23 protein-coding genes are annotated in these 24,821 nt (G+C 40.5%); 14 read left to right on the top strand and 9 right to left on the bottom strand.

Annotated elements, in window-relative coordinates:
• Positions 1–7: 7 nt before the first annotated feature.
• The 5 genes from era (at position 8) to glyS (ending at position 6,651) form a co-directional block, all read left to right on the top strand.
• Positions 8–907 carry a GTPase Era gene (gene era, locus BAU16_RS01595; protein ID WP_048604950.1) on the top strand — a complete coding sequence of 300 codons (900 nt, stop codon included), beginning with the start codon at positions 8–10 and terminating at the stop codon, positions 905–907.
• Between the two features lie 55 nt (positions 908–962).
• Positions 963–1,742: a DNA repair protein RecO gene (recO, locus tag BAU16_RS01590; protein WP_048604951.1), complete on the top strand. Its 780-nt coding sequence runs from the start codon at positions 963–965 to the stop codon at positions 1,740–1,742.
• 166 nt (positions 1,743–1,908) lie between these two features.
• A complete protein-coding gene (locus tag BAU16_RS01585) occupies positions 1,909–3,108 on the top strand; it encodes a hypothetical protein (protein ID WP_048604952.1) in 1,200 nt (399 codons plus the stop codon).
• Between the two features lie 560 nt (positions 3,109–3,668).
• On the top strand, positions 3,669–4,583 hold the full coding sequence (gene glyQ, locus BAU16_RS01580; protein ID WP_048604953.1) for a glycine--tRNA ligase subunit alpha: 915 nt from the start codon (positions 3,669–3,671) through the stop codon (positions 4,581–4,583).
• A 1-nt stretch (position 4,584) separates the two neighbouring features.
• Positions 4,585–6,651: a glycine--tRNA ligase subunit beta gene (gene glyS / locus BAU16_RS01575; RefSeq protein ID WP_161526278.1), complete on the top strand. Its 2,067-nt coding sequence runs from the start codon at positions 4,585–4,587 to the stop codon at positions 6,649–6,651.
• Positions 6,652–6,707: 56 nt separating this feature from the next.
• On the opposite strand, the gene BAU16_RS01570 is transcribed toward glyS, so the two are convergent.
• Together BAU16_RS01570 and BAU16_RS01565 are read right to left on the bottom strand one after the other, a co-directional pair.
• A complete protein-coding gene (locus BAU16_RS01570) occupies positions 6,708–8,570 on the bottom strand; it encodes an ABC transporter ATP-binding protein (RefSeq protein ID WP_202621224.1) in 1,863 nt (620 codons plus the stop codon).
• A gap of 100 nt (positions 8,571–8,670) precedes the next feature.
• Positions 8,671–9,345, bottom strand: coding sequence for a TetR family transcriptional regulator (locus BAU16_RS01565; RefSeq protein ID WP_161526277.1), 675 nt, complete (start codon positions 9,343–9,345; stop codon positions 8,671–8,673).
• A 130-nt stretch (positions 9,346–9,475) separates the two neighbouring features.
• On the opposite strand from BAU16_RS01565, the gene BAU16_RS01560 reads away from it, so the two are divergent.
• Together BAU16_RS01560 and BAU16_RS01555 are read left to right on the top strand one after the other, a co-directional pair.
• A complete protein-coding gene (locus BAU16_RS01560) occupies positions 9,476–11,188 on the top strand; it encodes an ABC transporter ATP-binding protein (protein WP_161526276.1) in 1,713 nt (570 codons plus the stop codon).
• A 2-nt stretch (positions 11,189–11,190) separates the two neighbouring features.
• Positions 11,191–12,960 (top strand): ABC transporter ATP-binding protein, encoded by a 1,770-nt coding sequence (locus tag BAU16_RS01555; RefSeq protein WP_048604957.1) that lies wholly within the window; start codon positions 11,191–11,193, stop codon positions 12,958–12,960.
• A 39-nt stretch (positions 12,961–12,999) separates the two neighbouring features.
• Here BAU16_RS01555 and BAU16_RS01550 read toward each other — a convergent pair whose 3' ends face one another.
• The 3 genes from BAU16_RS01550 to BAU16_RS01540 all read right to left on the bottom strand — a co-directional run bounded on the left by BAU16_RS01550 (position 13,000) and on the right by BAU16_RS01540 (position 15,376).
• Positions 13,000–13,941, bottom strand: coding sequence for an AEC family transporter (locus tag BAU16_RS01550; RefSeq protein WP_161526275.1), 942 nt, complete (start codon positions 13,939–13,941; stop codon positions 13,000–13,002).
• A gap of 121 nt (positions 13,942–14,062) precedes the next feature.
• Complete coding sequence (yidC, locus tag BAU16_RS01545; RefSeq protein WP_048604959.1) at positions 14,063–14,989, bottom strand: membrane protein insertase YidC; 927 nt, start codon at positions 14,987–14,989, stop codon at positions 14,063–14,065.
• Between the two features lie 108 nt (positions 14,990–15,097).
• On the bottom strand, positions 15,098–15,376 hold the full coding sequence (locus BAU16_RS01540) for an acylphosphatase (RefSeq protein WP_048604960.1): 279 nt from the start codon (positions 15,374–15,376) through the stop codon (positions 15,098–15,100).
• A 109-nt stretch (positions 15,377–15,485) separates the two neighbouring features.
• Here BAU16_RS01540 and BAU16_RS01535 point away from each other — a divergent pair, with 109 nt between their 5' ends.
• The 3 genes from BAU16_RS01535 (at position 15,486) to BAU16_RS01525 (ending at position 17,592) form a co-directional block, all read left to right on the top strand.
• Positions 15,486–16,256: a TrmH family RNA methyltransferase gene (locus BAU16_RS01535; protein ID WP_161526274.1), complete on the top strand. Its 771-nt coding sequence runs from the start codon at positions 15,486–15,488 to the stop codon at positions 16,254–16,256.
• Between the two features lie 114 nt (positions 16,257–16,370).
• Positions 16,371–16,874, top strand: a complete 504-nt coding sequence (locus BAU16_RS01530) for an HD domain-containing protein (protein WP_048604962.1) — start codon at positions 16,371–16,373, stop codon at positions 16,872–16,874.
• Positions 16,875–16,965: 91 nt separating this feature from the next.
• Positions 16,966–17,592 carry a YczE/YyaS/YitT family protein gene (locus tag BAU16_RS01525; protein ID WP_048604963.1) on the top strand — a complete coding sequence of 209 codons (627 nt, stop codon included), beginning with the start codon at positions 16,966–16,968 and terminating at the stop codon, positions 17,590–17,592.
• 34 nt (positions 17,593–17,626) lie between these two features.
• Here the strand turns inward: BAU16_RS01525 and BAU16_RS01520 are convergent, their stop codons facing one another.
• Positions 17,627–18,826, bottom strand: a complete 1,200-nt coding sequence (locus tag BAU16_RS01520; RefSeq protein WP_161526273.1) for a YdcF family protein — start codon at positions 18,824–18,826, stop codon at positions 17,627–17,629.
• 121 nt (positions 18,827–18,947) lie between these two features.
• Here BAU16_RS01520 and BAU16_RS01515 point away from each other — a divergent pair, with 121 nt between their 5' ends.
• Positions 18,948–19,451 (top strand): GyrI-like domain-containing protein, encoded by a 504-nt coding sequence (locus tag BAU16_RS01515; RefSeq protein WP_161526272.1) that lies wholly within the window; start codon positions 18,948–18,950, stop codon positions 19,449–19,451.
• A gap of 60 nt (positions 19,452–19,511) precedes the next feature.
• Here the strand turns inward: BAU16_RS01515 and BAU16_RS01510 are convergent, their stop codons facing one another.
• From BAU16_RS01510 to BAU16_RS01505, 3 genes are all read right to left on the bottom strand, one after another.
• Positions 19,512–20,816 carry a serine hydrolase gene (locus BAU16_RS01510; protein WP_161526271.1) on the bottom strand — a complete coding sequence of 435 codons (1,305 nt, stop codon included), beginning with the start codon at positions 20,814–20,816 and terminating at the stop codon, positions 19,512–19,514.
• Positions 20,817–21,021: 205 nt separating this feature from the next.
• Positions 21,022–21,168, bottom strand: coding sequence for a hypothetical protein (locus tag BAU16_RS13515; RefSeq protein ID WP_171000836.1), 147 nt, complete (start codon positions 21,166–21,168; stop codon positions 21,022–21,024).
• A 110-nt stretch (positions 21,169–21,278) separates the two neighbouring features.
• The gene (locus BAU16_RS01505) at positions 21,279–21,641 is read right to left on the bottom strand and encodes a DUF4828 domain-containing protein (RefSeq protein WP_048604967.1); all 363 of its coding nucleotides are present in this window, start codon (positions 21,639–21,641) and stop codon (positions 21,279–21,281) included.
• A gap of 130 nt (positions 21,642–21,771) precedes the next feature.
• Here BAU16_RS01505 and sfsA point away from each other — a divergent pair, with 130 nt between their 5' ends.
• The 3 genes from sfsA to BAU16_RS01490 are packed head-to-tail and all read left to right on the top strand — an operon-like array spanning position 21,772 to position 24,800.
• Positions 21,772–22,497 carry a DNA/RNA nuclease SfsA gene (gene sfsA / locus BAU16_RS01500; RefSeq protein ID WP_161526270.1) on the top strand — a complete coding sequence of 242 codons (726 nt, stop codon included), beginning with the start codon at positions 21,772–21,774 and terminating at the stop codon, positions 22,495–22,497.
• A gap of 15 nt (positions 22,498–22,512) precedes the next feature.
• Positions 22,513–23,517: a Gfo/Idh/MocA family protein gene (locus BAU16_RS01495; protein ID WP_161526269.1), complete on the top strand. Its 1,005-nt coding sequence runs from the start codon at positions 22,513–22,515 to the stop codon at positions 23,515–23,517.
• An 11-nt stretch (positions 23,518–23,528) separates the two neighbouring features.
• Positions 23,529–24,800, top strand: coding sequence for a DEAD/DEAH box helicase (locus tag BAU16_RS01490; RefSeq protein ID WP_161526268.1), 1,272 nt, complete (start codon positions 23,529–23,531; stop codon positions 24,798–24,800).
• The last annotated feature ends 21 nt before the right edge of the window (positions 24,801–24,821 follow it).

Below are 24,821 nucleotides of genomic sequence, written 5' to 3'. Positions count from 1 at the left end.
GAAAAAAATGTCAGAACATAAATCAGGATTTGTAGCGATTGTGGGGCGACCTAACGTTGGCAAATCAACCTTACTCAATCGAATCGTGGGACAAAAAATCGCTATCATGAGTGATAAAGCCCAAACGACGCGAAACAAGATTCAAGGGGTGTATACAACACCAGAAGCACAGCTTATTTTTATCGACACACCGGGAATCCATAAACCTCAGCATCGTCTTGGAGATTTTATGGTGGAAGCAGCTTACAGCGCTTTGCGGGAAGTGGATGCCGTGCTGTTCATGATTAGCGCGGATCAAAAGCGGGGACGGGGGGATGATTTTATTATCGAACGGCTAAAAAATGTGAGCTCACCCGTTTTCTTAGTTATTAATAAAATTGACAAGGTCCACCCAGATGATTTGTTAAGAATCATTGAGGACTATTCCCAACAAATGCCTTTTGCCGAAGTCGTGCCGATTTCCGCAACGGAAGGCAATAATTTTGAAACATTGATGGATACTTTGATGCTTCATATGCCGGATGGCCCCCAATATTTTCCTGAAGATCAAATTACGGATCACCCGGAATATTTTATTGTTTCGGAATTGGTTCGGGAAAAAGTTCTATTGCTGACACGAGATGAAGTTCCTCATTCCGTCGCAGTTGTGGTGGACTCAATGAAGCGAAACGAAAATGATAAAGTTGGAATCCAAGCGACGATTATTGTCGAACGAGACAGTCAGAAGGGCATTATCATCGGTAAGGGTGGAAAAATGTTGAAGCAAATCGGCACAAAAGCCCGGAGAGATATTGAACAATTATTGGGAGATAAAGTCTTTTTGGAGCTTTGGGTCAAAGTGCAAAAAGACTGGCGGGACAAACAGCATTACTTGCAGGATTATGGCTACCGCAAAGACGAATATTGATAGGAGTGTGGGGTGAGTTATTCAGCATCCCATGCTTTTTTTAAAGGAGAATGACATGCAGCTTTCTGAAACTAAAGGATTGATTCTTTTTTCACGAGACCATAAAGAAAAAGACAAGTTGGTCAAAATTTTTACAGAATCTGCCGGCAAACAAATGTTTTATGTTAAAGGAGCCCACAAAAAAAATAACCCGCTGACGCCAGCATTAATGAATTTTACCGAAGCAGTCTATTTTGGCACCATTCGAAGTGAGGGACTTTCTTTCTTGAATGGGGCCAAAGAGGTGCAGCCTTTCCATAAAATTCAGGAGGATATTTTTTTAGCAGGTTATGCAACCTATATGCTGAACTTAGTAGACGCTGCAATTGAAGATCGATTATATGATCCCCATTTGTTTCATTTTACTGAACAGGGACTAATACAAATCAATGAAGGTGCCGATCCCGAGATTATCTGCAATATTTTTGAAGTGCAGCTGTTAAATCGTTTCGGAATTTCACCGATTTGGGATCAATGTGCCATTTGTGGAGAAACAACGGGAAAATTTGATTACTCGTCAAAATACAACGGTGTCCTGTGTGAACGACACTGGGGAAACGATCCTCACCGTTATCATGCTGATGCTCGCGGAATCCATTTTTTGCGACTATTTGCCAAAATTTCTTACGATCAGATTCAATCGATCCAAGTAAAGCCGGAGACCAAACAAGCCATCCGTAAGATACTTGATGAATTGTATGAAGAATATGTCGGTTTGCATTTAAAAAGCAAAAAATTTATCGATCAAATGCATGATTGGGAGAAGATGTTGAAACCACCGGAGGAGAAATTGTAACCTATTTTGCTGAGGATGTTGACTTGCTGCTAGTTAAAATCTATACTAATTTTGCTACGTAAATTCGTACAAAATATTATAGTTCGGTATGCAAAGCAACGGCTCTGTAATAAAACGTATCGCTGATAGGAAATATCGCACTAAAAGATCGAAGGGATCTGCAAGGATGAAAAATGTAAAAAAATACAAATGGTTGGTTGTTGGTACAATGGCGGCAGCAGTATTATTGTTGGGTGGCTGCTCCGGAAGTAACGGAGCCTCAGGTAAGACGACAAAAACAACGGCAAAAACGGTGTCGTTCGTTGAAGAAGCCAAAGGGAAAGGAACCTACGTATGGGTACAAGCCGCTGCCAATGAGAATGATGGCTTTCAAATTAGTAAAGATGATACCGTCAATGAAATCTATGTATTAGATAATGGAAAGATAGTTTGTTACCAGATTCAAGATCCCGATGTAACGCTTGGATCCGTCAGCAAATTAAGTGACAAAGAAACAATCGCACTTGCTAAAAAGCAAGATAAAAAGTATTTTGATATCTCTTCAAAAGAAGTACAAAACTTCATTGATGGCGACGATAGCACGAATCGAGTAGGTCAACAAAATGATTTGTGGGGCGATGAAAATATCAAAAATTTGCTTTACGGTTGGGGAACGTTGCATTATCTTGGAGATAAAGGCAGTGAAAAACGCAACGGTGTAGACTACGTGACGTTTTCTAATGTAAAAATCATCACTCAAGAAGCCGATGAGAAAATGCAACATCTTAGTGACGATGATGCGGATGAAAATGCTCCTTTTGGAATGTTAAGTGAGTTCAGTTATCTTATGAAACCAATCTCTGAAGACAATGCAGTCATTACGAAGTATATGGGTGAGGGACTACTGGCAAACATGAAGGAAGTAAAATATCATGCGCCTAAAAAGCAAAAGTTGACGGATTATAAAGAAACAACGGATAATACAGGGAATACCATTGAATCTCAATCAATTTCCTACCAAGCGATTGATTATTTCGAACCAACTCCCTTTGAAGAAAATGTCTATCAGGCTTTCAAAGACGATTCGGTAATGACAGAGTATGCAGAATTAGTTGCTAATGGTGGTCTCGATTACAAGCCGGAAGAAGCAAAGAAGTTAGCTGATCAAATCTTCACAGAGAAAACAGCTAAAACACTCACAAAAGGTGTCTTTGATTACTATACTTGGTCCAAAACTCTAACATTAGGCGCTTCAGCAGATCAAACAATCTATGATTCTCGTTACATTGGTTATGCAATCAATTCTGATCCGGGGGCAGTTCCGGAAAACTACCTATTGACAAAAGCACAGGTTGACGGACAGGAAGCAGTTTTAAGAAATAAATAATCAATATAAAAGAGTTTTTATTGAAATTTCTCGCAAAAAAGTATTCATCCAATCCCTACCTCAAGGAGGGACCCGTTTATGAGTGCTTTTTTGTTTTCCCTCGTTTCTTCGTTTGATAGAAGCTTTTCTATTTTAGTTCATCAGGTAAAGGCTTGGTAAAAGTAATGCTTAGTTGGAAATGGATGTTGTTTAATTAAATGTTAATTTTTTAGGAAACATCAGTTGCAACGAGACCGGGAACACATGAAGGGACTCTATTGACAAATCTTACGATTGAGGGTATTCTTTATTCAACATTAATTACAGCGTTGATATAGAATAAGTAGCTTGCAGGTATTGATTCAAAGCGATTCTGAGACAGTGGAAGTCAGAAAGTCAAGTGTAGGTGAAGGCACTATGGAGCTGTTTAAACAAAGCTGCCGAGGAATTCTCGGAAGTAGGGTGGAACCGCGAATTTTTTCGTCCCTATGTCTATTTATAGACATAGGGACTTTTTTATTTGTAAAAATTTTCGGCACATAGAAAATAAATAGTTCAGGAGTTAAGAAGGGAGCAGGAAAATGAAAACAAAAATGACCGTTCAAAACATTATTTTAACACTGCAAAAATTTTGGTCAGACAATGGGTGCATGTTGATGCAGGCCTATGACACAGAAAAAGGGGCGGGAACCATGAGCCCGTATACTTTTTTGCGGGCGATTGGACCGGAGCCTTGGAATGCGGCTTATGTAGAGCCTTCTCGTCGTCCGGCAGACGGCCGTTATGGAGAAAATCCGAATCGGTTGTACCAACACCATCAATTTCAAGTAGTGATGAAACCATCACCAGAAAATATTCAAGAACTTTATTTGGAAAGTTTGCAACTTTTAGGGATTGATCCATTAGAACATGACATCCGTTTTGTTGAAGACAACTGGGAAAATCCTTCGATGGGGTGTGCCGGCTTAGGCTGGGAAGTTTGGCTGGACGGAATGGAAATTACCCAATTCACCTATTTCCAACAAGTGGGCGGACTGCCTTGCAAACCGGTAACGTCAGAAATTACTTATGGCTTGGAACGTTTGGCCTCATATATTCAGGAAGTCGAAAGTGTCTATGATCTGGAATGGGCGGATGGCGTAAAATATGGCGAAATTTTCAAACAACCAGAATATGAGCATTCTAAATATTCCTTTGAAATCAGTAATCAAGACATGTTGCTAGAAAATTTTGATAAATTTGAAGCAGAAGCAAAACGCTGTATCGATCAAGACTTGGTGCATCCAGCATACGATTACATTTTAAAATGCAGCCATACCTTTAATCTGCTTGATGCGCGGGGGGCTGTTTCCGTGACAGAGCGTGCAGGTTATTTGGCACGAATCCGTAATATGGCTCGGGCGGTAGCGAAAATTTTTGTTGCTGAACGGAAAAAACTAGGATATCCCTTGTTGGATCCTGAGGTTGCCGCAGAACTAATCAAGGAGGAAAAATAAAATGGCGAAAAATCTATTGCTTGAAATTGGTTTGGAAGAAATTCCTGCACATATTGTCACCCCAAGTATGCAACAGTTAGAGAATAAAATCGTTGCCTTTTTAGCGGATCATCATTTAGCCTTTGAAACAATTCGGGCATTTTCAACTCCGAGACGGTTAGCGATTCATGTGACCAATCTTGCTGAAAAACAAGAAGATACCCAAGAAGAAGTGAAAGGTCCAGCGAAAAAAATTGCTTTGGATGCAGAGGGAAACTGGACAAAAGCTGCCCAAGGATTTGTTCGGGGGCAAGGAGTGACGACGGAAGCAATCACCTTTAAAGAGTTAAAGGGTGTGGAATACGTCTATGTTACGAAAAAAACCAAAGGAAAAACAGCGAAAGAAGTGTTAACTGGGTTGAAAGAAGTCATCACAAGTCTGACTTTCCCAGTAACAATGCATTGGAGCAACTATGATTTCACCTATATTCGTCCAATTCATTGGATTGTAGCGCTTTTAGATGAGGAAGTCATCCCTTTTGAAATTTTGGATGTCAAAACCGACCGTCATTCCCGCGGGCACCGTTTTCTTGGCGAAGAGGTAACTTTTGCTCATGCGGATGAGTATGAAACAAAATTAGCAGAGCAATTTGTGATTGCTGATCCTGTGAAGCGGAAAAAAATGATTACCGATCAAATCCAAGTTATTGCAGAGGAAAATAAGTGGGTTATTGCGTTGGATGAAGAGTTGTTGGAAGAAGTTGCCAATCTAGTGGAATACCCAACTGCTTTTGTCGGAAATTTTGCGGAAAACTATCTTTCTGTTCCAGAAGAGGTATTGGTTACTTCCATGAAAGAGCATCAACGGTATTTCGATGTTCGTAATTCAGAGGGCTTGTTGTTGCCGCATTTTATTTCCGTTCGTAACGGTGATCGTGTAAAAATCGATAACGTGATTAAAGGAAATGAAAAAGTTCTGACAGCTCGTTTAGAAGATGCGGAATTTTTCTATAAAGAAGATAAAAAATTAACGATTGATCAATGCGTGGAAAAATTAAAACATGTTACTTTCCATGAAAAAATCGGCAGTATCTATGAAAAAATGCAACGGGTTGCTGTTGCCAGCCAAATCATCGGTGAAACAGTCGGCTTGTCTGATGCAGAATTAACGGATTTAGCCCGAGCAGCTGAAATCTACAAGTTCGACTTGGTTACCAATATGGTGGGAGAATTTCCTGAATTGCAAGGAATCATGGGTGAAAAATATGCGCTATTGCAAGGAGAAACACCAGCTGTTGCCCAAGCAATTCGCGAACATTATTTACCAATTTCCAGCGAAGGGGAGTTACCAGAATCAGCAATTGGTGCAGTATTAGCTATTGCCGATAAATTGGACAGCTTGTTCTCCTTCTTTGCAGTGGGAATGATACCAAGTGGTTCCAACGATCCGTATGCATTGCGTCGTCAAACCTATGGTATCGTGCGAATCATCGAAAACAAAGGCTGGCGTTTCCCAATCGCGGCTTTGCAAGAAGTGATTGACGAAAAAATTAATCAAGATGAAGCATTGTATGGAATCAAATTGGAAAAGGGTCAACAGGAAGTCATTGATTTTATCAAAGGACGTCTGCGTCAATTCCTGACAACCAAAAACATTCGTCATGATGTAATTGATGCTGTAATCAATGCGGAACAAAAAGATATGACTCAATTATTCGCAGCGGCAAAGATGCTGCATACTCATTTGGAAGATCAAGATTTTAAACCATCGATTGAAGCGTTGACGCGTGTAATCAATTTGGCTAAAAAAACGGAAAAAGCTGAAATCAACGAAACACTGTTTGAAAATCAAGCAGAAAAAGAATTGTATCAAGCAGTCGCACAATTGGAAACGAAATTTGCTCAACAAACAATGGAAGAAAATTACGCTGCATTGACAGCGTTGCGACCATTGATTGAACAATATTTTGACGAAACCATGGTAATGGTGGAAGACGAAGCTGTACGGAATAATCGTTTGGCACAATTGCAAAAAATTCGAAAAATGGCTTTAGCAGTTGCTAGTTTGGATGCCTTAGTCACAAAATAAAAAAACCCGTGACGCCCACAAATATGTGGGTGTCATGGGTTTTTATCTGGAAAAAATCATTCAAATTGTAAATGATACAACTCTCGATAAAGACCGGATTCTTGGATCAATTTTTCATGGGTTCCCGTCTGAAGAATTCGTCCTTTTTCTAAAACCAGAATCTGATCCGCTTCTCGTACAGTGGAAAGGCGGTGGGCGATGACTAAGGACGTTCGCCCCGCCAGCGCAGTTTTTAGTGCTTCTTGGATATAATGCTCACTTTCAGAATCCAAATGCGCAGTGGCTTCGTCTAAAATCACGATAGCTGGTGCTTTTAACAGTAAGCGGGCAATCGCCAATCGTTGGCGCTCACCACCGGATAATCGATAGCCGCGATCACCAATCACTGTATCAATTCCCTCCGGCAAGGAAGAAATGAGTTCCCAAATATAGGCCTCTTTCAATGCTTCTTCAATTTCTGAAGGTGTCGCATCTGGTTTGGCATAGCGAAGATTATTTGCAATCGTGTCATGAAACATGTGAGCATCTTGACTGACGACACCGATGGTTTGCCGCACCGAATCCAAGGTTGCATTTTTTAAAGGAAACTCGCCGATTCTGATTTCTCCTTGTTGTGGATCGTACATGCGTGTTAGTAGTTGAGATAGAGTTGATTTGCCGGCGCCACTGGGACCGACTAGTGCAGTCATGTGTCCAGGTTGGATCGTAAAGGAAACATTTTTCAAAATCGGTTCCTCCGATTCCCGTTCGGCTCCCGGCATCAATTCTAAAGAAGCCAGAGAAACTTCTTTGACGGTCGGGTAACGAAAATCAACTTGATCAAACGTAATGCTTCCGCCATTTTGTTTTACATAATCTGTCAATGGTTGGGCATTCGGTAATTCTTTAACACTCGGCTCTAAATCTAAAATTTCGAAAACTCGTTCAAAACTGACCATCGCCGTCAATACATCTACTTGAACATTCGATAATGAAGTGATTGGGGCATACAAGCGATTCAAATAAGAGGCTAACGCCACAACAATTCCGACGGTCAAGGTACCTCTGACTGCCAGCACACCACCCAAGCCGTAAACAACAGCGACTGACAAAGCGCTAACCGTACCGATCGTCACCCGCATAAGAGACCCTGTTAAAGTTTGCTTGATACTTAAATCCCGGACTTTGCGAATTTGTTCAGAATACTGCTGGGCATCGCTTTCCGGAGTGCCATAAGTTTTAGCAAGTTGTGCCCCGGCAACATTAAAGCGTTCATTTGATAATTGATTGGCTTCTGCTTTTAAATCATAGGATTCTCGCATTAATTTCGCTAGCTTCGGTCCAACGATTCGGGCAGGGATAATAAATGCCGGTACCAGTAGCAGGGCTACCAGTGTCAGCTGCCAAGACATAGAAAACATCGCAATCAAAACGAAGGTGACGGATAACGTATTACTGAAAATACTGGATAAGGTTTGGGTGAAAACTGCCTGGGCGCCAGTTACATCTCCATTGATTCGTTGCACCAAGGCCCCGGTTTTTGTTCGAGAAAAAAAGGATAAGGACATTTTTTGGATATGTTGGAATAATTGAGTTTGTAAATCAAAAATAACCCCTTCACCGATCTTTGAGGAAAGCCACCGTTCACCTAACGTCAAAAAGGCACTGGCAATCGCCAAACCTCCTGCCAATAAGGAAAAGTTTACGATGTAGGGAATATCCCCGTTTGTGATTCCTGTATCGATAATCGTTTTTAAAATCAAAGGTGTCAGTGCGCCGATTGCAGCATTCAGCATAATTAGGAAAAGAAAAAGTGCCAGCAACCATTTGTAGGGCGCAGCGTAGGTCAATACTCGTTTGGTCGTACCTTTTTTTAATTTTGTTCCTTTGACGGAGTTGTCTTTCGTAAAGGAACGCATGCCAAAACCACCTTGTGCCATAAAAATTCCCCCTTCCTATTCAGTATAGCATCACCAAATGCAGAAAGCTGTTAGCACGGGTTTAGGCATCAATTTATTTTTTGTAAAAAAAAGAAATCCGCTATTCAGATTTCTCCTTGTGTTTATTTTCTAAAAATTTGGTCAGTCCATCGAGATAGATCGCGACACCGGTCAAAAAATCTTGCTTAGGATTTTCTTTTTGGCGATTAGCAAGTACTGAGGACATATCTCGCAACTGGTGTTCTTTGGTGAAATGATGCATAAACTGCACGTATTCCTGCATATCTTTTTTTCCGCGTAATACCTCTTGTTTCAAAAGAGCCTCTTGCTGCTGATCCATCAATTGACCAATCAACTGATGATGCAACGCATTGATCGTATTGTGGCTTTGCTTAATGGAAAAGCCAGCCTCTTTAAGCAGCGTCATCATTTGCTGAAGATGGAGAAGGCGACTGGGAAAAGCCGGAATCGTATGGATCTCCAATTCTGCGCCGCAGGGAAATTCAGTATACAAATCATAGTAGTTTGCCATAAAGGCAGCGATTTGTTGATTCCATGGCAAAGAAGAATCCGGCAAAACTAAGTGATCCTCCATGACTTCTGCCATCGCTTGCAGAAGGCTTTGTTTATTTTTGAAATACCAATAAAGAGCCGGTGCTTTGATGTCTAATTTTACTGCGAGGGTGCGCATAGAAAGACCGGCAATGGTCTGTTTTTCTGCTAAAAGATCAAAGGCAGCGTGAATAATTCGTTCTTTTGAAAGCTTCGGTTCCATAATTTCATCCTTTTTTCTTTTTTTATTGCATTCTTCTTGCATAAAATTTTCAATCATGGTAAATTATTACCCGGTCTTATTTTACAGTGTTAAATAAAGACTGTCAATTTTATAAAGGGGGTTAGCGCCAATGGATTTAATTATGAAGCATGTGAAGAATTATAAAGCACCCGTCTTAATTTCACTGGTTTCTGTTGCAGTGATGGTCGTGGCATCTTTATGGCAGCCAAAATTGCTTCAGCAAGTATTGGAAGCAATCATGCTGGAAGACAACGACAAAATGAAGGAATTAGGAATTTATTTGATCGGATTAGCTGTTTTGGGGCTGATTGCCGGCGTATTTAATACCATATTTTCAGCAAAGGTCGCTCAAGGAGTCAGTGCAGATATTCGAGAGGAGACCTTCCGCAAAATCCAGACCTTTTCATTTGGAAATATTGAAGAGTTCTCCGCTGGAAATCTCGTGGTGCGTTTAACAAATGACGTAACTCAAATCCAAAATCTGATTATGATCGCATTGCAATCTTTATTTCGCATTCCGTTTTTATTTATCGGAAGCTTTATTTTAGCAATGTATACTTTGCCACAATTGTGGTGGATTATTGTTGTGCTGATCGTTGCTGTTTTGATTATCACCGCATTATCCTTCACACAAATGGGCAAGCATTTCATGATTATTCAAAATTTGATCGATAAAGTGAACAGTATTGCCAAAGAAAATCTCTTGGGCATTCGTGTAGTAAAATCATTTGTTCAAGAAAGAAATCAGTTGGCGGGCTTTTCGAAAGTCAGTGACAAACTGACGGAACACAATATCATTGTAGGAACATTATTTTCAGTAATGATCCCATCCTTTATGTTGGCAGCAAATTTAGCTGTTGTTGGTGCGATTTTCTTTGTCAGTGATTTGGCAAAAGATGATCCAACCATGATTGGCGGAATCGCTTCTTTCATGAATTATTTGATGCAGATTATGATGGCAATCATTATCGGTGGAATGATGATGATGATGACCTCAAGAGCCGCAGTTTCCTTGAAGCGGATCAAAGAAATTTTAGCCACCGAACCAGACATCACCTATCCGGATGTTCCTGAACAAGTACTAGACGGCAGTGTTTCTTTTGAACATGTTTCTTTCCGTTATCCCGGTGACGATGCAGATACATTGAAGGATCTTAGTTTCCAAATCAAGCCAGGTGAAATGATTGGAATCGTCGGTGCAACGGGTGCCGGGAAATCTACCTTGGCACAATTGATTCCTCGTTTGTTTGATCCAACGGAAGGAACGATCAAAATTGGAGGCATTGATTTGAAAAAAGTCAATGAACGCAGTTTACACCATACGGTTTCTTTCGTATTGCAAAAAGCGATCCTTTTTTCAGGGACGATTGCTCAAAACCTGCGGCAAGGAAAAAAAGATGCCACTGAACCGGACATGACTCGTGCTACACAAATCGCTCAAGCAAGAGAATTTATTGAAAAGCTGGCGGATCAATACGAAGCACCGGTTGCTGAACGCAGCAATAATTTTTCTGGCGGACAAAAACAACGGCTTTCAATTTCTCGTGGCGTAATCGGTGATCCTAAAATCTTGATTTTGGATGACTCTACTAGTGCGTTGGATGCACGGTCTGAAAAATTGGTTCGTGAAGCCTTGGATCACGAGTTAGAAGATACCACCACGATTGTTATTGCTCAAAAGATTGCTTCAGTGGTGAAAGCAGATCGTATTTTGGTATTGGACAAAGGACAATTAGTCGGAGAAGGAACCCACGAGGAATTAGCCGCAACCAATCCGATTTACCAAGAAATTTTTGAAACACAAAAAGGAACGGAGGAGTAGCCATGACAGATTTAGTGAAAGCAAGTAAATTTTTCTACCATTATTTGAAACGGTACAAGCTCTCCTTTTTCTTTATTTTCGTGACGGTCATTATCGCAACCTATCTACAAGTAAAAGCGCCGCAATATATCGGAGATGCCTTCAATGAGTTGGCTGCTTATATCGGTGGGCTGATGCAGGGGGTTGATGACAAGAGCAAGTTTATTGCTGTGATTTGGAAGTTGTTGCTGTTTTACGTTTTAGCTAGTGCCGCGAGTTTTGTTTATAGTATCCTTTTCACTCAAGTGGTTGGGAAATCGACGAATCGGATGCGGATTGGTTTGTTCAATAAGCTGGAAAAATTAACGATTCGCTTTTTTGATTCGCATCAAGACGGAGAAATTTTGAGTCGGTTTACCAGTGATTTAGATAATATTCAAAACAGTTTGAACCAAGCGTTGCTGCAATTTTTGACAAATGGCGTGTTGTTGATCGGTATTTTGATCATGATGTTTCGACAAAATGTTGAACTAGCATGGGCAACGATTGCGTCTACACCAGTTGCCGTTTTGATTGCAGTTATCGTGATCCGTAAAGCCCGTAAATATGTTGACCTGCAACAAGATGAAGTGGGAAAATTAAACGGTTATATGGATGAAAAAATCAGCGGTCAACGAATTATCATCACTAATGGTTTGCAAGAAGAAACAATTGCAGGTTTTGTCGAACACAATCAAAAAGTTCGAGCAGCTACTTATAAAGGACAAGTTTATTCCGGTTTATTGTTTCCTATGATGCAGGGAATGGCGTTGGTAAATACCGCCATCGTGATTTTCTTTGGCGGATGGCTGGCATTGAACGGTGACTTAGAACGCTCCGTTGCGTTAGGGCTTGTAGTGACCTTTGTTCAATATTCCCAACAATACTATCAACCGTTAATGCAGATTTCTTCCGGATATAGCATGATCCAATTAGCTGTTACTGGTGCACGCCGACTAAATGAAATGTTTGATGAGCCAGAAGAAGTCAAACCGGAAAATGGTGGAAAAGTTCAATCTGTAACAGAGTCCGTTGCTTTGAATCATGTCGATTTCGGCTATGATAGTGATCGTTTGATTTTAAAAGATGTCTCGATCAAAGTGAACAAAGGAGAAATGATTGCGTTGGTTGGACCAACGGGTTCAGGAAAAACGACCATTATGAATCTGTTAAATCGCTTCTATGATGTAAACAGTGGTTCAGTAACTTTTGATGGAACCGATATTCGGACGTTGGACTTGGAAAGTTTGCGAGAGCATGTCGGAATCGTTTTACAAGATTCAGTTCTTTTCTCAGGAACGATCAAAGAAAATATTGCTTTTGGTAAGCCGGAAGCAACCGATGAAGAAGTGATCGCAGCAGCCAAGCAAGCCAATATCCACGACTTTATCATGGACTTGGAGCAAGGGTACCAAACAGAAATCACTGAGGAAAATAATCTCTTTAGTACTGGTCAGAAACAGTTGATTAGTATTGCCCGGACGATCATTACCAATCCCGCCCTTTTGATTTTGGATGAAGCCACCAGTAACGTTGACACGGTAACAGAAGCCAAGATTCAAAAGGCAATGGACGAAGCAATCAAAGGAAGGACCAGCTTTGTGATCGCCCATCGCTTAAAAACAATTCTAAATGCCGACCGTATTGTTGTTTTACGGGATGGTGAGGTGATTGAAGAAGGCAATCATCATGAATTGCTGCAACAAAAAGGATTTTATGCAGAGCTTTACCACAATCAATTTGTTTTTGAATAAAGAAAAGCAGGACGATTTTTCCCGTCCTGCTTTTTTGCGTCATAAAATCAATTTCAATAAAATCGGAATGTACAACATATAGATCAACACAGAATATCCGAGACTGGAAGCGGCAAACTCTTCGTCCCCGTGATAGGCACGTGTGAGGATCGTGACAGAGTTTTGGACCGGCATGGAGGATTGGATGATAAACACAGCCAACATCAATGGCGGTACGTGGATGAACTGTCCTAGCAGCCAAACAATCAAAGGGGAGAAAAAGAAACGCCCCAGCAAAACGCCGATAACATCGCGATTGATCTTTAAATTTTTCAATCCGCTGAAATACACGATGATTCCGATGACGAACATGGATAAAGGGGTAGTCAAATCTGCCAGATAACCGCCAAAAGTAGCAATAAATTCCGGTACTGGAAAACTTGCCATCATCCAGCCAATTCCGATTAAAAATCCTAATAAAGCTGGAGAAAAAACTTTTTTCAAAACCACCAGTGGGTGAAAGGACACTTTTACTTGGTGGATTTCAGGATTGTCTTGAGCGATTTCGTAGACACCGATTGTCCAAAAAATCGTTGTGTTAACGATATAATACAATAGAACAAAAGGCACTGCTTCCTCACCAAAAATTGCTAAGTTGATTGGCAGACCGATAAAAATCGTGTTGGAACAAGTAAACATCGTCGTAAATGTTCCGCCGCGCCCCTCTTTTGTCGGCCAGATTTTTCGATAAAGCTGGCTTAAAAAGAAGGTCATAAACATTGAAAGGATGGGAATAATCATTCCGCTGAATAAGTTCAGAAATTCTTCTTTAGAAAAATTAGCGGTAATAGTCAAAAACATGTTGAAGGGCAGTGCTAAATTTAAAACCAGTTTAGAAAAAACATCTGCACTACGGTTGGAGAACCATTGTTTAAAAGAAAGCCAGTAACCTAAAAACATTAAAGCAAAGATAGCAAAAATATTCAAATACGCATGGAGCACCTAGAATCACCTCTTAAAATAACTATAGGGGAAGTTATAGGAAGAAACAAGACCTTCAGAAAATTTTGTACAGAGAAAAAACCACGCCGCAACTGGAAGCCGGCGTGGAAAAAAGAATTATTTATTTGGGTTTCCGTTGTTGCTTGTTGGCATTGCGCCCTTGTACATTACGATTTTTTTCAATTTTTTTAGGCGTCTCAACAGGAGTGACATCCTTTTTAGGAGGAGTAACTACCGTTTTAGGAGGATTTGCTTTCATTTCTTCTGCGATTTGCTCTCTGATTCTTGGTTTCATGATGACATTCGTGATGTAGGTTTGGATACAGCTGAAGACCCCACCGACTACCCAGTAAAGAGTCACTCCGGCTGGTGCGCTGAAGGACATAAACACGATCATCAATGGAGAGACAATCAGCATGGTACGCATGGTTTTCTTTTGTTCCTCAGGAATTCCGATTTGGGAAATGTATCCTTGAATCAAATAAGAGATTCCGGCGATAGCCACAAGAACGATACTTGCTTCACCCAAATTGATACCATAGAAAACAGATTCACGAATTCCTTCCGTATAACGGGCTGTATAATACAAAGCAGAGAAAATCGGCATTTGGATCAAGAGGGGCAGACAACCGATTCCACCGGTCATGCTGACGCCGTTTTCTTTATAAACAGCCTGCATTTCCATTTGGGCTGCCATTTGTTCTTCCCGGGTCGTTGCTTCTTTTAATTTTTTCTGTGCAGCAGTGACTTGTGGTTTGATAAATTGCATTTTTTCCGATTGGATCATTGTCTGTTTGGATTGATGGATACCAAGAGGCAGAATGATCACTCGAACGATGATCGTAACGATAATGATCGCCCAACCATAGGACCAGTTAAAATTATTGACCAGATATTGAATAAAGTTTCCAAGCGGTTCTACCAAAATACGATAGACCATGCCTGACTTATCCGGATTTCCATCTTTATCGAGACTGACACAGCCAGAAAGCGTGAGCAGTAGTGCGAGCAAGCCGGACCCAACCAGCCAGTTTTTCATTTTTGTCATGTACTTCTTCCTCTTCATAAATAAATTTACACAAAAGTAACTATACTAAAAAAAGGAAGTGATTTCAATGTAGTTCATAAAAAATTCAAGAAGTCCTGCTTAAATACGTCAGCGATATTTGACGGCAAATTTGTTTCTTTCTTTAATTAATGGGTCTTCTGTAATGTCGACGTAGGTTACGCGACCGACTGGGGAAGGGGAATCTTTGATTTCTCGAATAAATTCCTCCATCGTTTCTTCTTCTCCAACCGCTTCAATGCCAACAGAACCGTCTGCCTCATTCCAAACAGCACCGGTGATTCCTAAACGATCTGCTAAAATTTTTGTCGTGTAGCGAAAGCCTACCCCTTGGACAGTGCCTTGCACATTCATTCGAAGTTTGCGCATCTTGTGCTCATCCTTTCTCATTTCGTTATCTTAATGATAGCGTTTTTTAATTTTTTCAACAAGTAGAGTGTTCCTGAAAGGCATGGTATAATGAAGCGAGGTGAAGAACGTGAAAGAGATCCATTCTACAAAAAATGAAACGATTAAGCAGTTGAAAAAACTGCATCAAAAAAAATATCGGGATCAGCAGAAGCGTTATTTGATTGAAGGATTTCATTTAGTCGAGGAAGCGTCCAAGCAACAATCGATTGAAATGATTTTTGTTGACGACCGGGGAAAACAGGAATGGCAAACTTGGTTGGATGAGCAAAGTGCTGTAGAGGAGTACTATGTTTCCGAGGAGGTTTTGGCTGCTTTATCTGATTTGCCTACGCCTCAGGGGATCATTGCTGTGGTTAAAAAAATAGAACCGACTGCTGTCGACTTTTCTGGTGCCTGGCTATTGTTGGACAATGTCCAAGATCCTGGAAACGTTGGTACGATGATTCGTACTGCCGATGCTGCCGGATTTTCTGGGGTCATTTTGGGAAAAGGAACTGCCGATATTTACAGTACAAAGGTTTTGCGGAGTATGCAGGGAAGTAATTTTCATTTGCCGATTTTACGGGCAGAGCTCAGTGAAAGTATCCAACAGTTTCAAAAACAAGGAGGTAAAGTTTTTGGAACGGAATTAAACAAGGATGCCGTTGATTATCGCAAGGCTGTTCCAACAAAAAATTGTGCGTTGATTCTTGGTAATGAAGGGCAGGGCGTAGCGGCAGAATTTCTGCAGATGACGGATCAAAATCTGTATATTCCGATTTATGGACAAGCAGAATCCTTGAATGTTGGCGTAGCTGCTGGAATTTTGATGTATCGATTTGCGGAAGCCGTTGTTTAAGAACTGTTAAAATTTACGTAAACGGCTTCAAAAAAGATAGAATATCTATAAACAGGGTGTTATACTCGTCTCACGTAGTAAAAAAGTATTTTTCAAAGGTGGCTAGTGTAACGCATGACAGAAAAATGGCAAGCTGATGCAGAATATATGTCTTATGTTCAGGATTTATTAGAAACTGAAGAAGTGAAAAAATTAGCCAAGTTTACACAACATATGAATTCGACACGTTTGGAGCACTCAATCAGTGTTTCCTATAATAGTTTTAAATTAGCAAAAAAATGGGGCGGCGATGCGCGGGCAACGGCTCGAGCTGGATTATTGCATGACCTGTTTTACTATGATTGGCGCACAACAAAATTTGATGAAGGCTCCCATGCCTACATGCATCCTCGGATCGCAGTCAAAAATGCCGAAAAAATCACAGAATTATCTGATTTAGAACGAGATATCATTCTTAAGCATATGTGGGGAGCAACAATCGCTCCACCTCGTTACAAAGAAAGTTATATCGTTACGATGGTAGACAAATATTGCGCAATCAAGGAAGCTTCAGAGCCGTTTACCCAAAATGTTTTGACAAAATGGCATCGTTGGTTTCCAAAAAAACAATCTGTATAGTAGTGACGGAACGGATCGCAACGCCGATTTGTTCCGCCCTTTTTTTGCCTTGTGACTGAAAAAGGGATAAAAAAATGAAAATGAGGAAGCTATGAAAAATTTAACCATACATAATCGTTTGAGCACCAGAATATTATTGACTATCGTCGGCACATTTTTAGTGGCACTTGGCATTCGGCTGATCGTTTTGAGCCAGTTGGGGGCAGATGCACTCAGCACGTTTATTCTTGGAGTAATCCATCATTTGCCGGTTCAATTTGGAACAGTCAGTTTACTTATCAATAGCCTAATTTTAGTCATCGTTTTTTTTCGTAACAAAGAATTGATTGGTTTAGCCAGCTTAATCAATAGTTTTGGTATCGGCTTGTTTCTTAACCTTTTTGATTGGCTGGGAAAGGCGCAGCATTTACCGGAAGGAACTCATTATTTAGCGGTTATCGCCGGACCTATTCTTTTTGCGCTTGGCACAGCCCTTTATTTATTGACTAATATGGGATCAGGCGCCTATGAATGTTTGATGATGGTGGTAAAGAATCAATTTCATCTCTCGGTTCGAACTGCCCGGATTTTGTTGGATGGCTTTTTCATGATCGTCGGCTTCTTATTAGGGGGGACAATCGGCATCGGCACTTTATTGGTTTTATTTTTACTTGGACCTACGCTGGAATTCTTTTTGCAACAGTTACCAAAAAGAGTTTCATTTTTCAAATTTGATTAAAAAAGGCGCCGATCCGAGGATCAGCGCCTTTTTATCAGCGAACAAAAAATGACAACAACATGATGAAAAGAAAGAACAGTGCAATTCCACCAGCAATAAGCAAATGGCGTTTTTTATTCAGCATGATGATGGCAATATATTCTCGTAAAAAAGCGTTTGGCAAATAGTAAAAAGCAGTTGGTGCACCGATACCGTCAGCTTTTAGATTTGCCCAACGAGCATAGATACCCGCCCGAAAAATATGGTAATTATTTGAAGAAAAAAGTGCTTTGCTTCCGCCGGTTTGTTGCTGGATAATCTCTTTAGAAAATGTCATATTTTCTAAAGTCGTGGTGGAATTGGTTTCTACTAAAATTTGTTGTTCCGGGATTCCTTGTGATAGTGCGTAAGTTTTCATAGCGATTGCTTCCGGGATCTTTTCATCTGCTCCTTGACCGCCAGACATGATCAGGCGCAATTCTTTGCCAGTTGCCCGCAACTGTAAACGGTAAAATTCGATGGCTTTATCAATACGTTGCGCCAATAAAGGAGAAACTCGCTGGCCATCAATCAATCCGGCACCCAAAACGATGATATAATCTTGATCGTAACGAGGATGATTAAATTGGTAGATCACTGAAATTGTCAAGAAATTATAAAATACGATAAAAAAGTAGGTTCCGGCAACTGGTAGATAAGCGAGAAGAATGGCTAACCAATTCGGTAGGGTTTGCACCACGAACCAATTGAAAAGCAAGACGATTGTTAATCCAATTGCCAGCAATAACGTCAACAAATTTGCTAGAGAGTGAGACTCTTTTTTTAATACTACAATGGCATTCCAATACAAAAAAATCAGTAGTCCGTAGATTCCAAAAATACCAATCAATAAGGCAGCAACCAAAATAATCGCCAATAATCCCCCCACCAACAGATTCTGAGTTTGAAGAATATTGAATACTAAATAAAAGCCGAAAGAAAGCAGAAAGATGTTGAACAGCCAACCATTCAGCAATCTGCGTTTTTCTTTAAAATAGGAGAAAAGAAAAATCCCCAGAAAAGTGAGCGGCAGCAAAATATAGAAAGTGCCCGTCTGCAATTCGATAATTGCTAAATAAACAAATAAGCTGATAAAAGACCAGAGACTGCAAAAAAAGAGAGTATCCGGATCATCTTTGCGTTTGCGCCAAAGAACCGTCAGCCAATTTCCGATACTAAAGACAAGGATATAACTAATTTCTTGTATAAAATTCATTTTTTCAACTCCTAACAAGTGATAGTATAACGAAAAACACAAAAAAATGCTCAAAATAGCGAATATTTGTCGAAAAAAATAATTTTCCGGTACAATGGAAGAAAGACGAGGAGGAAAACGCATGACGATTGGTGAAGTAAGGCGTGTCAATTTACCGGCATTTACGGTAATTGGCAAAGAAGGAAAAGGGCTTGCGCAAGATGGTTCATCATGGGTACCGCCTTTATGGGAAATTGTAAACGAAAAAATCATTGAAGTGGCAGAAGAGGTGGCAACAGAACCGGCAAGCATTCATTTATGGGGCTTGATGAGTGATGAAGAAGTCTGGTTAGCCCCTTGGAATGAAGTAGGCAGGTACTTAGCTGGAATCGCTGTTCCCGCAGCGACACCGGTACCGGAAGGTTGGCAGAAATGGGAAATGCCGGCGATGAGTTATCTCGTTGTCAAAACCAACAGTGAAAATCTTGCCAGTATGACCGAAGAAATGTTGGCGGTGATTTTACCTAAAGAGCAGGCGATTTTGTCAGCGGCAATTCAAGAACATTACCTACCGGAGTTTGAAGATGGGGAAGTTGAACTATATTTTCCTGTTGCATATTCACAGCAAACCGAAGAAAGAAAATAAACAATAATCCCGAAGAATCATAAGATTCTTCGGGATTATTGTTTATTAATGATACTTAGTTTAAAAAAGATTTGAGAAAAATGTTGCGATTTTTCGACCAGTCAATACGAAGAAATTCGCTTTTTCGACATTGCTGTTAACGATGATGTCAGTTGTTGGCAACTGCGCATCATCTAAATACCCAAGCGTATCTTGAGTTAATTGAAGGGTTGCCGTTCCAATCGTTTGATCTTTGGCAACAGGAGCTGTGATCGTTTCTTTATCTACCAATTTTTTATCAAAGGTTGGCTGGATCGTGGTTTGAGTCTGATCCATATCTTTGCGCACCCACGCTTTTACCGAATCTTTCAAGACAATTGGTGCTTTCAACTCTTTGCCATCTGTCACTGCAATCGTTTTTTGATCAGGAATGGTTGCATCAGCAGTTGAAACCTCTTCTAACGACCAGTTTTCAAAAGAATAGTCCATCAATTTTCCCGTTTCAATGAAACGAACGCTGGGATTTTCCTCATGACCAGCAACGTTTAACACAACGGTAATAACTCGTCGGCCATCTTTTTCCATTGTACCCACGAAACAAGCACCCGCTAGTTCTGTTGTTCCGGTTTTCAATCCGTCAACACCCTCTTTGGCATTGATGAAACCCGGTAGCATCCAATTCCAATTGACCATTTCAACAGGAGATTGGGTATTTTCACCAAACATTTTGGTGGTTGTTTTTGATACTTCCAAGAAATCGGGAAAATCAATCAATAAGTGGCGGGCAACGATAGCAACATCTTTGGCAGAAAGTGTGTTTTCTGCATCTGCACTTGAACCCGGATAAAGATGCTCTCCTAAGTAGCTATTGTTCAATCCCGAAGCATTGACGAGGACTGCATCCGTGATGCCCCAACTTTTTAGTTTTTCTTTCATTAAATCAACAAATTTTGATTCACTGCCGGAAATTTTTTCAGCAAGAGCTACCATTGATGCATTTGCTGATTGAATAACCGCAGAATCGAACAACTCTTTGACAGTGTATTGATTTTCTTTATGTAACGGAACATTAGACAAATCCGGGGTAACACTTAATTCTTCTGCATAATCAGAAATTTCCACCGTATCATCCCAAGCCAATTTACCTTCTTTGACTTGTTCTTCAACTAAATACAGTCCGATGATTTTGGTGATTGAAGCAATGCCCAGCGGTGTGTCAGCATTTTGATTATACAAAATTTTGCCGGTTTCATAATCCACTGAGATGGCTGCTTTAGCATCTACTTGAAAATCTGATTCAGCAGCATTTGCGCGTATAGGTGTGATACTTACCAACAGGATCAAACTGAATACGAGGGCAAAGAGGGTACGAATTTTTTTTGACATGAATAGTCTCCTTTGTTAATACAATCTAAGTCAAAAGTTTAGCAAAGTATATCCTTAGTTTCAATATCAGAAGGCAAGAAAACCGCTGATTTAAGAAAAATGATGAAAATCACTGTTTTTTCACCGTGAATCTGGCGCTAATTGACAAATTTTCCGCAAAAAAAAGACGAAGCCAAAACTTCGTCAGTGATAACATAAAGTACAATTAGCGATGGTGTTGATCTTTTATCCGTACGGGAACTTTTTCCATCCGTTGATCTTCTTCTACGTATTTGTAAACGGCAACTAACGAAATGGCTAATAAGGCCATCAAACTAAAGATCGTTAAAAGCGTAGCTAATGGAGCAAACATATGCATGACCTTCTTTCTATCAAAATTTTATCTAATTGTGCTGAAATTCTTCTTCCTACTTTAGTATAACAAGTTTTTCCTGTTCCTACTAATAAATTAGCTTTGTTATCCTAACTTTTTTTGTTAATGGGAGTGAGGGAGAATGTTTTATCTTCGGTTTCGTCATAAAAGGTCAACTGATTGTTTTTTTCTTCAAAAATAATATGGTAGCCTAATTTATCCAATAAAACCAATCGAGAAGGAGTCAATTCGACTAAAGTCGTTGGTTCCAACTGATCTTGAAAAAGGAGCTGATACTTGTCCGTCACTGTTACAGCTATCGGATTTCCAGTACGTCCCTTTTTGTATTGCCATTCTCCTATGAACCGGCGATAATTTTCAGAATGGACGGACTGCTTTTTTCGCAACAAGATAGAACCCGCCAATCCTGTGAGCAAAGATGCTCCGATCACCAACGGAAAATGTTTTTTCATTCGCTTCACATCCCTTCTTCAAAGTACAGACGTAGTATAACATGAAAAAAGTCGAAAAGACTCAGACTTAAGTTTGAATTTTTAGAAACTTAACTTTGTGTGTGATAGGATACAGATGGTAGGTGAAAAAATGGAATACAAAGATGTCATTTTAGCAGCATTTATTGAGCGAGTAAATCGTTTTATTGCTCATTGTCGCTTGGAAACCGGCGAACTTGTGGTGGTTCATGTAAAAAATACCGGACGGGGAAAAGAAGTGTTGCTGCCGGGAGCAGTGGTCGCTTTGCAACACTGTCCAGCCCCCACCCGAAAAACCAGCTATGATCTGATTGCAGTCAAAAAGAAAAATGCATGGTTCAACATCGACAGTCAATTGCCTAATCGTTTGGCATACGAAGGGATATTGGATGGAAAAATTATTTTACCCGGACTGGCAGGTGAGGTCACTCTTTTAAAACGGGAAGTCCGTTTTGAAAACTCCAAATTTGATTTGGCACTGGAAACCACTCTTGGAGAAAAAGTATTTATTGAAGTAAAGGGAATGACCTTGGAGAACCTGCGAATCGGGGCTTTTCCTGATGCTCCAACCCTGCGAGGGAAAAAACATGTACATGAACTGGCAGATGCAATAAAGGAAGGCTACCGAAGCTACGTCTTGTTTATTATTCAATTTGAAGGAGTTCAGCTTGCAACGATCCATACAGCCATGCAAGAAGAGCTGCGAAATGAGTTTTTACAGGCTATGGCAGACGGCGTGCAAGTTTTAGCGTATAATTGTATCGTAGAACCAAATACTGTGACGGTGAAAGAGGCGATTCCTTTTGAATTGGATTATCCTTTCATCGATCCAAATTAAAAGAGGGGGAGAAAGATGATTCATTTAGGCGTTATTGGTACAGGATGGATTACACATCAATTTGTTGAGGCAGCTCATGCTACGAAAAGCTATCAGCTGGTTGCTGTTTATTCACGGAGACTGTCATCTGCACAAGAATTTGGTGCAAGGTATGGCGAGGTAGAGTATGCAACGGATTTAACAACATTTTTTGGATTGGCTCATATGGATACTGTCTATATTGCTTCACCAAACGGTCTGCATTTTGAACAGGCCAAGCAGGCGATTTTGGCAGGAAAAAATATAATTGTTGAGAAGCCGGCATTTTCCACACCGGCAGAAATGGACGAGATCATTGAACTGGCAAATCAGCAACGGGTCTTTTTCTTTGAAGCCGCTCGTAACATCCACGAAGAAAGCTATAAAAAAATTGCTGAATTTTTACCAGTAAAAGATCATATCATTGGAGCAAACTTTACCTATATGAAATATTCCTCCCGTTACGATGCCGTTTTAGACGGACAGGAACCGAACATTTTTTCTCCACGTTTTTCCGGCGGGTCCATCATGGATCTGGGAATTTATCCGCTGTATGCTGCAATGGGCTGGTTTGGAATGCCTGAATCCATGCATTATTTTGCTCGGAAAATTGCCACCGAAGTAGACGGAATCGGCACGACTATTTTGCGGTACGATTTATTTGATGTAACTATTCAACAAGGGAAAATTGCCGACTCTTATTTGCCCTCTGAAATTTATCTAGATAATGGTACCTTGGTAATGAGTGGCATCAATGCTTTTGACGCAGCAGAGTTTCATGATCGCAACCAAAAGGAAATCGTAAAACTGGATCTGACAGCTAAGGAAAATCCTATGGTTGAAGAGGCAGCCGACTTTGCAAAAGTAATCCAACACCCAGAAGATAAAATGCAAGGTGCACTTTACCAAGAATGGGTCGAGTTGTCCCGCAATGTTAATAAAGTTATTTATCATATGCGTCAAGAGGCAGGAATCGAATTTGCCGCTGACAAAAAAGAGTAGGAAGTTAGTGAATGAATAGAGAAGAATTACCAGAAGCTTGGCAAAAAAGATGGACTGATCAAGCCTTTCAAGAACCGACAAAAATCCAGCAACAAGTTTTTGCTCCATTAAAGAACCACGAAACCATCGTCGGAATTTCTCCCACCGGTTCTGGGAAAACGCTCGCCTATTTATTGCCGCTTTTACTAAACGTTGAAAAAGGCAATGGCAACCAACTATTAATTCTGACCTCCTCTCAAGAATTGGCTGTACAGGTTACAGATGTTGCCAATATTTGGGCAAAGGATATCGATTTACGGGTTCAATCTTTGATTGGCGGAGCAAATGTCAAACGGCAAATCGAAAAGTTGAAGGAAAAGCCGGAAGTTTTGATTGGCACACCTGGCAGAGTCATTGAATTGATGAAGGCACGAAAACTAAAAAGTCATTTGTTGCGGGCGGTTGTTTTGGATGAAGCAGATCAAATGCTGCAAAAAGGCAGTACAGAATTAGTGACCGAAATCGTTAAACAACTGCAAAAAGAAACACAACTGGCTTTCTTTTCAGCAACAGCGGATGCAGCTATCACTGAAATTGCGACGCTGATTGATCAAGTACCAACAGTAATCGATGTGACTAAAGAAGATGACAGTAAAGGCGTAATCCACCATTACTTCTTGCGTTATCCCGGAAGAAAACGTGTGGATGCACTGCGTCGTTTGGCTTACCTCGATTCCTTTCGGGGATTGATTTTTTTCAATCAACTGACAGAGATGGGCAACGCTGAAGAAAAATTGTTGTATCACGGGGTGCCAGTGGCTTCTCTTGCTTCTGATCAATCCAAACAAAGCCGCAAATTAGCATTGGGCTCCTTTCGAGAAGGAAAAATCGTTGAATTATTGACAACAGATCTTGCTGCTAGAGGATTGGATATTACAGATTTGCCTTTTGTGATCAATGCCGAAGTACCTCTAACAAAAGAAAGCTATCTCCATCGTGCCGGGCGAGTAGGGCGTATGGGGAAAACGGGAACGGTAATCACTATCCTTCAAGACAATCAAATGCGAGATCTGCAACGTTTGGCTAAGGAGTTGGGCCTTACCATAGAAGAAATTTTTCTTCATGGGGGTGCGTTACAAACAACCCCACCGATTAGTCAAACAGAAAAACCAAAGAAAGCACCAACGGTTTTTGCCAAAAAATTAGAGATTCACGAAAAAATAGCGACGACGCAAGAAAAACGTAAGAAATCGCTTCATAAAAAACGAAAATCACAAAAAGACAAAGGAAAAAGGCGCAAATGAGCGCCTTTTTGTGTTACCATT

Source organism: Enterococcus sp. JM9B (genome assembly GCF_009933265.1).
In the GTDB taxonomy this organism is placed as follows: Bacteria; Bacillota; Bacilli; order Lactobacillales; family Enterococcaceae; genus Enterococcus_C; species Enterococcus_C songbeiensis.
Note: the sequence above shows the minus strand (reverse complement) of the source record. Positions and strands in the feature narration are given on the sequence as shown.

Coding starts and splice junctions, on each gene's coding strand:
- BAU16_RS01565 (WP_161526277.1), bottom strand. CDS start 9,345: ATGGAACCGAAGCTTTCAAAAGAACGAATTATTCACGCTGCCTTTGAT.
- era (WP_048604950.1), top strand. CDS start 8: ATGTCAGAACATAAATCAGGATTTGTAGCGATTGTGGGGCGACCTAAC.
- BAU16_RS01515 (WP_161526272.1), top strand. CDS start 18,948: ATGACGATTGGTGAAGTAAGGCGTGTCAATTTACCGGCATTTACGGTA.
- BAU16_RS01555 (WP_048604957.1), top strand. CDS start 11,191: ATGACAGATTTAGTGAAAGCAAGTAAATTTTTCTACCATTATTTGAAA.
- BAU16_RS01585 (WP_048604952.1), top strand. CDS start 1,909: ATGAAAAATGTAAAAAAATACAAATGGTTGGTTGTTGGTACAATGGCG.
- BAU16_RS01490 (WP_161526268.1), top strand. CDS start 23,529: ATGAATAGAGAAGAATTACCAGAAGCTTGGCAAAAAAGATGGACTGAT.
- BAU16_RS01520 (WP_161526273.1), bottom strand. CDS start 18,826: ATGAATTTTATACAAGAAATTAGTTATATCCTTGTCTTTAGTATCGGA.
- BAU16_RS01495 (WP_161526269.1), top strand. CDS start 22,513: ATGATTCATTTAGGCGTTATTGGTACAGGATGGATTACACATCAATTT.
- BAU16_RS01540 (WP_048604960.1), bottom strand. CDS start 15,376: ATGCGCAAACTTCGAATGAATGTGCAAGGCACTGTCCAAGGGGTAGGC.
- BAU16_RS13515 (WP_171000836.1), bottom strand. CDS start 21,168: ATGTTTGCTCCATTAGCTACGCTTTTAACGATCTTTAGTTTGATGGCC.
- glyS (WP_161526278.1), top strand. CDS start 4,585: ATGGCGAAAAATCTATTGCTTGAAATTGGTTTGGAAGAAATTCCTGCA.
- BAU16_RS01570 (WP_202621224.1), bottom strand. CDS start 8,570: ATGGCACAAGGTGGTTTTGGCATGCGTTCCTTTACGAAAGACAACTCC.
- BAU16_RS01510 (WP_161526271.1), bottom strand. CDS start 20,816: ATGTCAAAAAAAATTCGTACCCTCTTTGCCCTCGTATTCAGTTTGATC.
- BAU16_RS01530 (WP_048604962.1), top strand. CDS start 16,371: ATGACAGAAAAATGGCAAGCTGATGCAGAATATATGTCTTATGTTCAG.
- BAU16_RS01525 (WP_048604963.1), top strand. CDS start 16,966: ATGAAAAATTTAACCATACATAATCGTTTGAGCACCAGAATATTATTG.
- BAU16_RS01560 (WP_161526276.1), top strand. CDS start 9,476: ATGGATTTAATTATGAAGCATGTGAAGAATTATAAAGCACCCGTCTTA.
- recO (WP_048604951.1), top strand. CDS start 963: ATGCAGCTTTCTGAAACTAAAGGATTGATTCTTTTTTCACGAGACCAT.
- glyQ (WP_048604953.1), top strand. CDS start 3,669: ATGAAAACAAAAATGACCGTTCAAAACATTATTTTAACACTGCAAAAA.
- sfsA (WP_161526270.1), top strand. CDS start 21,772: ATGGAATACAAAGATGTCATTTTAGCAGCATTTATTGAGCGAGTAAAT.
- yidC (WP_048604959.1), bottom strand. CDS start 14,989: ATGACAAAAATGAAAAACTGGCTGGTTGGGTCCGGCTTGCTCGCACTA.
- BAU16_RS01505 (WP_048604967.1), bottom strand. CDS start 21,641: ATGAAAAAACATTTTCCGTTGGTGATCGGAGCATCTTTGCTCACAGGA.